Source organism: Fuscovulum blasticum DSM 2131, from assembly GCF_003034965.1.
In the GTDB taxonomy this organism is placed as follows: Bacteria; Pseudomonadota; Alphaproteobacteria; order Rhodobacterales; family Rhodobacteraceae; genus Pseudogemmobacter; species Pseudogemmobacter blasticus.
The window spans coordinates 63,576-75,992 of sequence record NZ_PZKE01000011.1 but is presented as its reverse complement, the minus strand read 5'-3'; the positions used below and the strand labels follow the sequence as shown (position 1 = coordinate 75,992).

10 protein-coding genes are annotated in these 12,417 nt (G+C 65.0%); 7 read left to right on the top strand and 3 right to left on the bottom strand.

The genetic code is table 11. The features are described from left to right. The first annotated feature begins 41 nt into the window (after nucleotides 1-41). The 7 genes from C5F44_RS12280 (at nucleotide 42) to C5F44_RS12250 (ending at nucleotide 8,922) form a co-directional block, all read left to right on the top strand. Nucleotides 42-1,616 (top strand): Re/Si-specific NAD(P)(+) transhydrogenase subunit alpha, encoded by a 1,575-nt coding sequence (locus C5F44_RS12280; protein WP_107673878.1) that lies wholly within the window; start codon nucleotides 42-44, stop codon nucleotides 1,614-1,616. 10 nt (nucleotides 1,617-1,626) lie between these two features. Next, nucleotides 1,627-3,072 (top strand): NAD(P)(+) transhydrogenase (Re/Si-specific) subunit beta, encoded by a 1,446-nt coding sequence (locus C5F44_RS12275; protein ID WP_107673827.1) that lies wholly within the window; start codon nucleotides 1,627-1,629, stop codon nucleotides 3,070-3,072. A 343-nt stretch (nucleotides 3,073-3,415) separates the two neighbouring features. After that, nucleotides 3,416-4,540: an extracellular solute-binding protein gene (locus C5F44_RS12270; protein ID WP_123876520.1), complete on the top strand. Its 1,125-nt coding sequence runs from the start codon at nucleotides 3,416-3,418 to the stop codon at nucleotides 4,538-4,540. Between the two features lie 161 nt (nucleotides 4,541-4,701). Next, complete coding sequence (locus tag C5F44_RS12265; protein ID WP_181318260.1) at nucleotides 4,702-5,820, top strand: twin-arginine translocation signal domain-containing protein; 1,119 nt, start codon at nucleotides 4,702-4,704, stop codon at nucleotides 5,818-5,820. A 192-nt stretch (nucleotides 5,821-6,012) separates the two neighbouring features. Beyond that, the gene (locus C5F44_RS12260) at nucleotides 6,013-7,095 is read left to right on the top strand and encodes an ABC transporter ATP-binding protein (RefSeq protein ID WP_107673824.1); all 1,083 of its coding nucleotides are present in this window, start codon (nucleotides 6,013-6,015) and stop codon (nucleotides 7,093-7,095) included. A gap of 3 nt (nucleotides 7,096-7,098) precedes the next feature. Beyond that, nucleotides 7,099-8,025, top strand: coding sequence for an ABC transporter permease (locus tag C5F44_RS12255; RefSeq protein ID WP_107673823.1), 927 nt, complete (start codon nucleotides 7,099-7,101; stop codon nucleotides 8,023-8,025). Nucleotides 8,026-8,037: 12 nt separating this feature from the next. Beyond that, nucleotides 8,038-8,922: an ABC transporter permease gene (locus tag C5F44_RS12250; RefSeq protein ID WP_107673822.1), complete on the top strand. Its 885-nt coding sequence runs from the start codon at nucleotides 8,038-8,040 to the stop codon at nucleotides 8,920-8,922. Between the two features lie 26 nt (nucleotides 8,923-8,948). On the opposite strand, the gene C5F44_RS12245 is transcribed toward C5F44_RS12250, so the two are convergent. The 3 genes from C5F44_RS12245 to C5F44_RS12235 form a co-directional block, all read right to left on the bottom strand. Then, nucleotides 8,949-9,749, bottom strand: coding sequence for an alpha/beta hydrolase (locus tag C5F44_RS12245; protein ID WP_107673821.1), 801 nt, complete (start codon nucleotides 9,747-9,749; stop codon nucleotides 8,949-8,951). A gap of 94 nt (nucleotides 9,750-9,843) precedes the next feature. Next, the gene (locus C5F44_RS12240) at nucleotides 9,844-11,706 is read right to left on the bottom strand and encodes a TRAP transporter large permease (protein WP_107673820.1); all 1,863 of its coding nucleotides are present in this window, start codon (nucleotides 11,704-11,706) and stop codon (nucleotides 9,844-9,846) included. Then, entirely contained in the window at nucleotides 11,703-12,308 is a 606-nt protein-coding gene (locus C5F44_RS12235) for a TRAP transporter small permease subunit (RefSeq protein WP_107673819.1), read from the bottom strand. The genes C5F44_RS12240 and C5F44_RS12235 overlap by 4 nt, the downstream gene beginning before the upstream one ends. Between the last annotated feature and the right edge of the window lie 109 nt (nucleotides 12,309-12,417).

Genomic DNA, 12,417 nt, shown 5'->3' with positions numbered 1-12,417 from the left:
GGCACGAAGAACGATAACGGCCGCCACAGGAGGCTATGACGGTGAAAATCGGTGCTTTGACGGAAGTGTTTGCGGGTGAGAACCGGGTGGCGATGACGCCAGAGTCGGCGCTTGCCATTCAGAAGCTGGGCCATAGCTGCTGCATCCAGTCGGGTGCGGGCGACAAGGCCGGCTTCACCGATGCCGCCTATGCGGCGGCAGGGGTCGAGGTGCTGGCCGATGCCAAGGCCGTGCTCGCGGCCGCCGATGTGGTGGTCAAGGTGCGCGGCCCCGAGGAAAAGGAAGCCAAGGCGCTGCGGCAGGGGCAGACCCTGATCAGCTTCTTCTGGCCGGCCCAGAACCCGGATCTTCTGGAAACCGTCAAGGCACAGGGCGCGACCGTCGTCGCCATGGACATGGTGCCGCGGATTTCCCGCGCCCAGAAGATGGATGCGCTGTCGTCCACCGCAAACCTTGCCGGCTACCGTGCGGTGATCGAGGCGGCGAACAACTTCCCGCGCTTCTTCACCGGGCAGGTGACGGCAGCGGGCAAGGTGCCCCCGGCCAAGGTTCTGGTGGTGGGCGCGGGCGTGGCAGGTCTGGCCGCGATCGGGGCCAGCGTCAGCCTGGGCGCCATCACCTATGCCTTCGACGTGCGCCCCGAAGTGGCTGAGCAGATCGAATCGATGGGGGCCGAGTTCGTCTATCTCGACTTCGCCGAACAGACGCAGGACGGGGCCGCGACGGGCGGCTATGCCGCGCCTTCCAGCCCTGAATTCCGCGAAGCCCAGCTCAAGAAATTCCGCGAGCTGGCCCCCGACATGGACATCGTGATCACCACGGCGCTGATCCCCGGACGTCCGGCCCCCAAGCTGTGGACCGAAGATATGGTGCGCGCGATGAAGCGCGGCAGCGTGATCGTCGATCTGGCGGCCGAGCGGGGCGGCAACTGCGACCTGACGGTGCCGGATGAAAAGATCGTCACCGACAATGGCGTCACCATCGTTGGCTACACCGACTTCCCCAGCCGGATGGCGACGCAGGCATCAAGCCTTTATTCAAACAATATCCGTCACATGCTGGCGGACCTTACGCCCAAGAAGGACGGTGTCATCGTCCACAACATGGAAGATGACGTGATCCGCAGCGCCACTGTGGCGCATGACGGGGCGATCACCTATCCGCCACCGCCGCCCAAGGTTCAGGCCATTGCAGCCGCCAAGCCGAAGGAAAAGGCCAGGGAACTGACCCCGGAAGAGCGCAAGGCGCAAGAGGCCGCGGCCTTCAAGCAGCAGACGCGCAATCAGGTGGTGATGCTGGCCGCGGGCGGGGCGCTGATGGGGCTGGTGGGGCTGTATGCGCCCGCCAGCTTCATGTCGCACTTCATCGTCTTCGTGCTGGCCTGTTTCGTGGGCTTCCAGGTGATCTGGAACGTCAGCCATAGCCTGCACACGCCGCTGATGGCGGTGACCAACGCGATTTCCGGCATCATCGTGCTGGGGGCGCTGTTGCAGATCGGGTCAGGCAACTTCTTCGTGCTGATCCTGGCGGCGGTCTCGGTTCTGATCGCCACCATCAATATCGTCGGCGGCTTCCTGGTCACGCGCCGGATGCTGGCCATGTTCCAGAAGTCGTGAGGGTAGGGCCATGAGCATCGGATTGACCCAAGGCGCCTATATCGCGGCTGCCGTTCTGTTCATTCTCAGCCTTGGCGGGCTGTCGGGCCAGGAAAGCGCCAAGCGCGCCGTCTGGTACGGCATTGTCGGCATGGCGATTGCCGTTGTCGGCACCATCTTCGGACCGGAAGTCAGCCTTGGTTTCTTCGGCTGGTTCTTCCTGATCGTCATGCTGGCCGCGGGCTCGGCCCTTGGTTACATGGCGGCGACGCGGGTCCAGATGACCGAGATGCCACAGCTTGTGGCGGCATTGCACAGTTTCGTTGGTCTTGCGGCGGTGTTCATCGGGCTGAACGCCCATATCGAGGCCGCCCGCGTGGCCGCGATGGATGACATCGCCCGATCTGCGCTGGCAGGCTTTGCCGCCGTTCTGGCGCACAAGACCACGGTCGAGTTGAACATCCTGCGGGTCGAGGTCTTCCTTGGCATCTTCATCGGGGCCGTCACCTTCACCGGCTCGGTCGTGGCCTTCGGCAAGCTGGCCGGCAAGGTGGATGGCAAGGCCAAGCAGTTGCAGGGCGGGCATCTGCTGAACGCAGGGGCGGCGATCCTGTCGCTGCTGATGCTGGTGCTTTACCTGAAGACCGCGTCGATCTTCCCGCTGTTCCTGATGACGGCGCTGGCGCTGTTCATCGGCTATCATCTGATCATGGGCATCGGCGGCGCCGACATGCCGGTCGTGGTGTCGATGCTGAACAGCTATTCCGGCTGGGCGGCGGCGGCCATCGGCTTCACGCTGGGCAATGACCTTCTGATCGTGACCGGCGCATTGGTGGGGTCTTCGGGGGCCATCCTCAGCTACATCATGTGCAAGGCGATGAACCGCAGCTTCATCAGCGTGATCCTGGGCGGGTTCGGCAATACCACCGGCCCGGCGATGGAGATCGCGGGCGAGCAGGTTGCGATTGATGCGGAAGGTGTGGCGGCGGCTTTGAACGATGCTGACAGCGTGATCATCGTGCCGGGCTATGGCATGGCGGTGGCGCAGGCGCAGCAGTCGGTCAGCGAGCTGACGCGGAAGCTGCGGGCGCGGGGGAAAGAGGTGCGTTTTGCCATCCATCCGGTGGCCGGCCGCCTGCCGGGGCACATGAACGTGCTGCTGGCCGAGGCCAAGGTTCCCTATGACATCGTGCTGGAAATGGATGAAATCAATGAAGATTTTCCGTCTACCGATGTGGTGATCGTCATTGGGTCCAATGACATCGTGAACCCGGCGGCGCAGGAAGATCCCAATTCCCCCATCGCCGGGATGCCGGTGCTGGAGGTCTGGAAGGCCAAGCAGGTGTTCGTCAGCAAGCGCGGGCAGGGCACGGGCTATTCCGGCATCGAGAACCCGTTGTTCTACAAGGACAATACCCGGATGTTCTATGGCGATGCCAAGAAAAGCCTGGATGCGCTGATCCCGATGATCGACTGAGGTCGCGGGAAACAGGACACAGGGGGCGGCCCGTCGGGGCCGCCCTTTTTCATGGCGCCGCCCCCTGCTGCGGAACAGGCATCTTGCGTGCATCCGACGTGCATAAAACAGTCATACCCTGCGACAGACGCCAAATTCCGGCGTCCGGCAGCCGGCAGGCCCACAGGTCCGTTGACAGACGAGGGGGCTGCTGCCCTATGGTGCGGCTCTGGGATCTCTGTGCCGTGCCTTGTGTCTTTGCCGGTCTGCAGGGCGAGGACATCGGTCAGCCGGGCGAGACCCGAGCAATGAAAAGCGGGCAAACCGCTGTGCACTGACCCAAAGTCAACCAGGGAGAACGAACTTGACCACGCTTACCCCCCTTAGCCGCCGCCGGTTCCTGAAAACCTCGGCGGCGGGCGCCGGTCTTCTGGCCGCGCCTGCCCTTATTTCGTCCAAGGCGCTGGCCTCATCGGGCGAAATCAACTTCGTCGGCTGGGCGGGCTATCCCGCGCTGACCGAAAAGGTGTTTCCGGCCTTCGAGAAGGCCACCGGCATCAAGGTGAACTTCAAGGAACTGCCCGATCAGGACACGATGTTCGCGGAAGCCAAGGTCGCGCTGGAGGCCGGCGGCATCGACGTGATCGAGCCGACGCTGGACCGCTGGGGCGGCTGGAATTCGAACGGCCTGCTGGCGCCGTTCGACGAAGCCAAGCTGGCGATGTCGAACTATCTGCCCGGTCTGGCCGATGGCGCGGCGGGCGACCGTTCGCGCGCCGATGGCAAGCTGTTCTATGTCCCGTCGGTCTGGGGCACGGAATCGCTGGTGGTGAACGAGGCCGACGCCAAGCTGTCGACCCCGCCCAGCCTGGGCGACCTGTTCAACGCCGAGAACCAGGCCGTGCTGCGGCCCCATTCGACGCTGGCTGCCATGGGCCGCTGGCTGGACGCGACCGGCAAGCTGCCGCGCCCGTGGATGGACGGCTATACCGACATGGCTGCCATGACCGAGCTGTGGGACATTGCGCTGGCCGAGGCGATCAAGGCCAAGGGCAATGTGGTGCAGTGGTGGTCGGGCGAGAACGAGGCCAATGCCGGGTTCACCGCGAACGGCGCCACGATCGGCTTGTGCTGGGATTCCACCGGCTTCAACCTGCGCAAGGACGGCTACAAATACGTTGCCCCGGTGGAAGGGGCCTTTGCCTGGCATCAGGGCTTTGTGCTGATGAAGAACGCCAAGAACGTCGATCAGGCGCATGAGTTCGTGAAATACGTCTCGACCGCCGAAGGGGCGGCGGGCTGGGCTTCGGCCTTCTCGTCCAACCCGGTGGGCAAGGGCGCGGCCGATCTGATGGACCCGGAAGTTTCGGCCTATTACAACGGCACCTTCAACGACGAGGCGCTGGCCAAGCTGTGGTGGTGGCCCGAGCAATCGGCCGAGTTCATCGCCAAGCGGACCGAATACGCAGACAAGTACAAGGCGGCCTGACACCGCCGGGGGCGCGGCAGAGCGCGCCCCGTTTGATAGGCGGAAGGCGGCGTGCGGATTCGCGCGCCGCCTTATTTTTGTTCACTTTTCTGTCGCTTGACCGTTACATGGGCGTGGCAAGGCACCGCTCAGCGCGCCTTGCGCCATGCAGGAGAGAGAACATGACCTTCCACCTCAACCGCCGCCGTTTCCTTCAGACGACTGCCGCCGGTGCGGGCCTTCTGGCCGCGCCCGCGATCATTTCGTCCAAGGCGCTTGCCTCGTCGGGCGAGTTGAACTTCATCGGCTGGGCCGGCTATCCGACCCTTGCGGAAAAGGTCTTTCCGGCTTTCGAAGCCGCGACCGGGATCAAGGTGAACTTCAAGGAAGTTCCCGATCACGAGACCATGTATGCCGAAGCCAAGATCGCGCAGGAAACCGGCGCGCTGGACCTGATTGAAACCACCATCGACCGCTGGGGCAGCTACAATGCCAACGGTCTGCTGCAGGCCTGGGACGAATCGAAGGTGGCGCTGGATGCCTATCTGCCGGGTCTGGCCGATGGCGCGGCGGGCGAGATGTCGCGCCTTGACGGCGCGCTGATGATTGTGCCTTCGGTCTGGGGCACCGAGGCGCTGGTCGCGTCGGAAGCCGATGCCAAGCTGGCGACGCCGCCCAGCCTGGGCGACCTGTTCAGCGCCGACAACGCGGCCGTGCTGCGGCCCCATTCGACGTTGGCCGCGATGGGCCGCTGGCTGGAAGCGCAGGGCAAGCTGCCGCGTCCGTGGCGCGATGGCTATGTCGACATGGCGGCCATGACCGAGCTGTGGGACATCGCGCTGGCCGAGGCGATCAAGGTCAAGGGCAATGTGGTGCAGTGGTGGTCGGGCGAGAACGAGGCGGTGGCCGGCTTCCAGGCCAATGGCGCCACCATCGGCCTGTGCTGGGATTCGACCGGCTTCAACGTGCGCAACGACGGCTTCAAGTACATCGCGCCGGTCGAGGGCGCCTTTGCCTGGAATCAGGGCTTCTCGTTGCTGAAGGCCGCGAAGAACGCGGATGCCGCCGCCGAGCTGGCGAAGTTCGTTGCCACGCCGCAGCCCTCGGCCGACTGGGCCACCGCCTTCAAGGCGAACCCGGTGGCAAAGGGCGCGCCCGACCTGATGGATGCGGAGATTGCCGCCTTCTACAAGGGCACCTTCGATGACACGGCGCTGAAATCGCTGTGGTGGTGGCCCGAGCAGACCGCCGAATTCGTGGCCAAGCGCAGCGAATACGCCGACAAGTACAAGGCCGCCTGACGGGGCCCCGCGATGGCGGGGATTGCCTGAAACCGCAGCACGCCGGGCAGAAACTGCCCGGCGTGCCCGTCTTGCGGACCATCGTGTCGCGCTTGGGCCTGCGGTTGACGCAAAAATTCGTTGCGGTGTGCGCGGCGACTGTTAGCGTGACGACAAATCAAAAAACGATAACCCCGGGGAGACAGCGACGCGATGAGCGCCGGAATCGATCTTGAAAACGTGTGCTGCGATTTCGGCAGCTTTCGGGCTGTCGACAACGCCAATGTCTCGGTCAGGCCGGGAGAGTTCTTTTCCTTCCTGGGCCCCTCGGGCTGCGGCAAGACCACCATCCTGCGCATGGTGTCGGGCTTTATCGAGCCGACGCAGGGCGTGATCCGCATCGGCGGGCAGGATGTGAAGGGCAAGCGCCCCAACCAGCGCCCGACGGCGCTGATCTTCCAGAACCTGGCGCTGTTTCCGCTGATGCCGATCTGGGAAAACATCACCTTCGGGCTTGAGGTGCGGGGGGTGGACAAGGCCACGCGCCGCAAGAAGGCCGAAGAGCTGCTGACGCTGGTCGATCTGCCGGGGGCGGGGGACAAGATGGTCAGCCAGTTGTCGGGCGGGCAGAAGCAGCGGGTGGCGATTGCGCGCGCGCTGGCGGTAGAGCCGCAGGTGATGCTGCTGGACGAGCCGCTGTCGGCGCTGGACCTGAAGCTGCGCCAGCACATGCGGGCCGAGCTGCGCGCTATCCAGAAGCGGACGGGCGTGACCTTCATCTACATCACCCATGACCAGGGCGAGGCGCTGGCGATGAGTGACCGGGTGGGGGTCATGTCGCAGGGGCGCATCCAGCAGATTGCCGACCCGCGCGACATCTACAACAATCCGGTGAATGGGTTTGTGGCCGCTTTCGTGGGCGAAAACAATGTGTTCAGCGGCGAAGTTCAGAATCCTGCCGGCGGGATGGCGGCCTTTGCCACGCCGCATGGCACCTTCCGCGCCCGGTTGGGCGCAAGTGCCGGCGGCAAGGGGGTGAAGCTCTATGTCCGCCCCGAACATACGCGGCTGAGCCAGACCAGGGCGGACGAGAATTCGATCCCGGTGACCATCAGCGAAGTGTCCTTCGAGGGCAATTTCATCTCGATCCTGGCGATCAGCGAGACCGGGGCGAAGCTGGCGGCGGAAATTCGCAACGACGGGCAGGCGACGGTGCCCGGGATGGGCGCGAAGATGTTCATGTCGTTTGATGCCGAACGCGCCGCGATCCTGCCCGATGCCAATGTGCGGGGCTGAGCCATGCAGGACATGCTGCGCCGCTATGGCCCCGGACTGACGCTGCTGATCTGCCTGCTGGTGGCCTTCTGGCTGCTGATGCTGGTGATCGTTCCGAACATCACGCTGTTCGAACAGAGCTTCCGCCCCTATCTGCCGGTGGTCGAGATCGGGGGGCCGCGCGATACCTACAGTTTCGCCAATTACCTGAAGGTGCTGGACAGCAGTGTCGAGAAAAGCCTGTTCGGGTACAGCTTCTCGATCCCGGTGCATGTCTATACCTTTTCGCTGACCATCTTCTATTCGATGCTGGTCACGGTGATCTGCTTTGCGCTGGCCTATCCGCTGGCCTATTACATGGCCAAGATCGTCAACCCCAAGACGCTGCCGACCCTTCTGCTGATGCTGTTCATTCCGCTTTGGGTGTCGGAAGTGCTGCGCGCCTTTGCCTGGTGGATCATCCTGGCGTTCAAGGGGCCGCTGAACGCGATGCTGCTGGGCATCGGCCTGATCGACGCGCCGGTGCGCTGGACCAACATGGGCTATACCGGCGTGGTGATCGGGCTGATCTATACTTACGTCCTGTTCATGCTGTTCCCGGTCTATAACGCCGTGCAATCGCTGGACACCAACCAGATCGAGGCGGCGGAAGACCTGGGCGCGCCGTGGTGGAAGATCCACTGGCGGATCGTGCTGCCCCATGCCAAGCCCGGCATCGCCAGCGGGTCGGTCATGGTGTTCATGCTGTCGGCGGGGTCTCTGCTGGTGCCGTCGATCCTGGGATCGACCACTTCGCAATGGTTCACGCAGACCATCGACCAGTGGTTCAAGGACGCGCTCGACTGGAACACCGCCAGCGCCTATGCCTTCATGCTGCTCAGCCTGTGCACGGTCTTTGTGACCATCGCCATGTGGCTGTTCAAGGTGAAGCTGTCCGATATTGCGAAATAGGGGGGCAGGACCATGCACAAGCTGAGACAGAACCTGTCGCACCTCTATACCGTCCTGTTCCTGTGCTATCTGATCGCGCCGCTGGTGGTGATGTCGGGCGCGGCCTTCAACGACAGCAAGCTGCCGTCCATCGTGCCGTGGAAGGGCTGGACGGGCCGCTGGTTCGTTGATCTGTGGAACGACGACCGGATGCTGATGGCCTTTGCCAATACCCTGTGGGTGGCGGCGGCGGTGGCGGTGATCTCGGTCATCATCGGCACGGCGGCGGCCATCCTGATCAATTCGATCTCGGGCCGGGTGCGGACGGTGCTTTACAGCATGATGATCGCCACGATCCTGATTCCCGGCGTGGTGATCGGCATTTCCACCATGATCATGTGGACCAAGCTGGGCGGTGCACTGTTCGGGCCCGAGGGCAAGCCGTTTCCCTTCGTTCCCGGCCTGCACCTGAGCGTGCTTGGGCAGGTCAGCTATATCGCCGCCATGGTGATGCTGCTGGTGCTGGCGCGGCTGCAAAGTTTTGATCCCGGTCTGGAAGAGGCGGCGCTGGACCTTGGTGCCAGCCACGGGCAGGTGATGCGGCGCATCCTGCTGCCGCATCTGTATCCGGCAATCTTTGCCGGCGGCGCGGTGGCCTTCTTCCAGTCGATCGAGAACTTCAACGTGACGCAGTTCACCCGGGGCGGGGCCGACACGCTGACGGTCTATGTCTTCTCGAAGGTGCGGTCGGGGATCACCCCCACGATCAACGCGCTGGCCTTCCTGCTGATCTGCGTGACGCTGGTTCTGGCGGTGATCTACGAGATCAACCGCCGCCGCCGCGCCCGGATCGAGGCTGCGCGTGAGGCCGAGGCGCGGCGCGCCGAGGAAATGGCCGAAGTCACCGGCGTCGCCTGAGGCGGCGCCGGGATCGGCGGGCGCGGTCAGCCTGTCAGCAGCGCCACAAGATCCGAGGCCGGATCGGCCAGCGCGTCGATCACGTTGAAATGGTGGCAGCCCGGGGCGGCGGTCCAGCCGCAACCCCATTCTTCGGACAGGACGCGGGCCTGCCAGAGAAAGGCGGGGCGTTCGTCCGCTCCCACCCAGACATGCGCGCGGGTTCCGGGGCGCAGCGGCAGGCGGGCGGGGCTTTCAGCGGCGACCTCGGCCATGTCCAGCTTGAGTGTGGTGTTCATCTGGGTGGCCATCAGCGGCCCCAGTTCCGACAGGGGCGAGATCGGCACCACCCGCGCGACGGGGGCGTCGATGTCGGCGCAGCCCATGCGGGCGGACAGATGCCCGCCGGCGGAATGGCCCGTGACGACCAGCGGCCCGTCGACCATGGTCGCGATGCTGCGGCAGGCCGCGGCGATTTCCTGCGTCATCTCGGCGATGCGGGCGGCGGGGGCCAGCGTGTAGGAGGGCATCGCCACCGCCCAGCCCTGCGCCAGAGGCCCGGCGGCCAGATGCGACCACGCTTCGCGCCCGAAGGCCATCCAGTAGCCGCCATGGACGAAGACCACGCAACCGCGCGGCGATTCGGCGGGAAGGAACAGGTCGAACCGATGCTGGTCCCCGGGGCCATAGGGCAGGTCCAGCCGGGCAGAGGCGCCTTGTGCGCTACGGAAGGCGGCGGCGGCGGCTGTCCAGTGGGGAACATAGGCGTCGGCCCCGGCGATGAAGGCGCCGTTGGCATAATCGCGGTCTGGGTCGGGCCAGGCGTAGGCAGGGGGTGCGTTTGTCATGGGCGCAGACTGCCCTGCCGGAGGGCGCGGCGCCAGAGGCTGACATGCAAAAGGGCAGGCGCGAGGCCTGCCCTTTTTCGTCTTGTTGTCGGCGTCAGGGTGTGACGGTCGGCGGGTTCAGAACGGGCGGGTTCAGAACAGGCGCCCCAAGGCCGGGGGCCGGTGCCGGTGCCGGGGCGGGCGTTGCGGTGCCGCCAGTCCCGAAGTTCGGGGTGCCAAGTGCGGGCGCACCGGGCAGACCCGCCGGCGCCGGCGCAGGCGCCGGGGCGGTGCCGCCGCCGAAGTTCGGCGCCCCCAGCGCGGGGCCGCCCAGCGACGGTGTGCCGGGGGCGGCGGGCGCCATCGGCGTGAAGCCCGGCACCTTGATCTCGACCTTCGACACGTCCACCGGGGCGGGCTTGTAGTGCATGACCAGCCCCGGGAAGGCGATCACGACGCCGATCATCACCACCTGGATCACCACGAAGGGCGTGGCACCCCAGTAGATCTGCCCTGTGGTCACGCCGGCCACGCGCTGGCCCGTCACCTTGTCGGTATAGGGGCCTTTCGGCGCGACCGAGCGCAGGAAGAACAGCGAGAAGCCGAACGGCGGGTGCATGAACGAGGTCTGCATGTTCACCGCAAGGATGACGCCGAACCAGATCAGGTCGATGTCCAGCGCCACGGCCGGGGCCACCAGCAGCGGCACGATGATGAAGGCCAGCTCGAAGAAATCGAGGAAGAAGGCCAGCAGGAACACCAGGATCGACACGATGATCAGGAAGCCGGTCTGTCCGCCCGGCAGGCCCACCAGCAGGTGTTCCACCCAGACATGGCCGTTCACGCCGTAGAACGTCAGCGAGAACACCCGCGCGCCGATCAGGATGAAGATCACGAAGGAGGAGAGCCGGGTGGTTGAGGCCAGCGCCTGGCTGATGACGGGGAAGTTCAGCCGCCCCTTCAGCGCCGCCAGCAGCATCGCGCCGACCGCGCCCATGGCGCCGCCTTCGGTGGGCGTCGCGATGCCAAGGAAGATGGTGCCAAGCACAAGGAAGATCAGCGCCAGCGGCGGGATCAGCACCATGATCACCTGGCTGGCCAGCCGCGACAGCGTGTTCAGCTTCAGCGCGCGGTCGACCAGCGCATAGATGTAGATCACCGCCACGCCGACGACGCCGCCAAGGATGTCGGCATCGGCGCCGTAGGTCGGGTACAGCGCCTTGTGCGCACCGTAGCCGATGCCGATGCAGACGGCCAGCGCCACGATCAGCGACAGGATGCCGTGGCCCAGCGTGCGCGCCTCGGGCGGCAGGGCGGGCACCCAGGACGGGCGGAGGATCGAGACGACGAAGATATAGGCCATGTAGAGCCCGGTCAGCACCAGGCCCGGCAGCATGGCGCCGGCATACATGTCGCCCACCGATTTGCCCAACTGGTCGGCCAGAACGATCAGCACCAGGCTGGGCGGAATGATCTGGGCCAGCGTGCCGCTGGCGGCGATCACCCCCGAGGCAAGGCGCCGGTCGTAGCCGTAGCGCAGCATGATGGGCAGCGAGATCAGGCCCATCGCGATGACCGAGGCGGCGACAACGCCGGTGGTGGCGGCCAGAAGCGCGCCGACGATGACCACGGCATAGGCCAGGCCGCCGCGGATCGGGCCGAAGAGCTGGCCCACGGTATCGAGCAGGTCTTCGGCCATGCCGCTGCGTTCAAGGACGATGCCCATGAAGGTGAAGAAGGGAATGGCCAGCAATGTCTCGTTCGACATCACCCCCCAGATGCGTTGCGGCATGGTGCCAAGCAGGGGCCAGTCAAGCGTGATGGTGTTGCCGGAATAGGGCGCCAGCCAGACGCCGATGGCAAAGAACAGAAGGCCGTTCGCGGCCAGCGAGAAGGCCACCGGATAGCCAAGCAGGAGAAAGATCACCAGCGAGGCGAACATGATCGGGGCCATGTTCAGGGCGATGAATTCGATCACTTGCGGGCCTCCTGGGCCAGGCGGGCCACTTCGCGGGCGAGTTCTTCGCCCTCCTTCTCGGCCGCTTCATGGGCCGAGATGAAGGGATGCGGGTCTTCGATCAGGCCGCGCATCACCGCGATCTTCTTGATGATTTCCGACAGGGCCTGGAAGATCAGCAGCACGAAGCCCGCCGCCAGCAGGGCGCGGGCCGGCCAGATGATCAGGCCACCCGAGCTGGAGGAGACCTGACCGATCTTCCAGGCGCCATAGGCGTAGGGGACCATCATCCAGGTCATCAGCACGACGAAGGGAAGCAGGAAGACCACATGACCGAACAGGTCGATCCAGTGCTGGGTGCGGCGCGTGCGGGTGCCGTAGAAGATGTCGATGCGGATATGTTCGTTCTGTTGCAGCGTGTAGGCCGCGGCGCCCATGAAGGCGGCGCCGAACAGATACCATTGCAATTCAAGCAGCGAGTTCGAGGACCAGTTGATCGCCTTGCGCACGATGGCATTGGTCGCACTGACAAGAATGGCCACGAAGATCAGCCACATCACGCCCTTGCCGACCAGGGCCGTGATGCGATCTATCAGGCGCGACAGCGCCAGTAGTGGTTGCATGGACTCCCCCTGTTTCGGTCACATGTCCGGCCTGCCGGGGTGTTCCCCGTGCGACAACCGTCCTTGGGCCAGATAGTCAGGCGAGGTGGCGCGCGTCAACGCCGACATT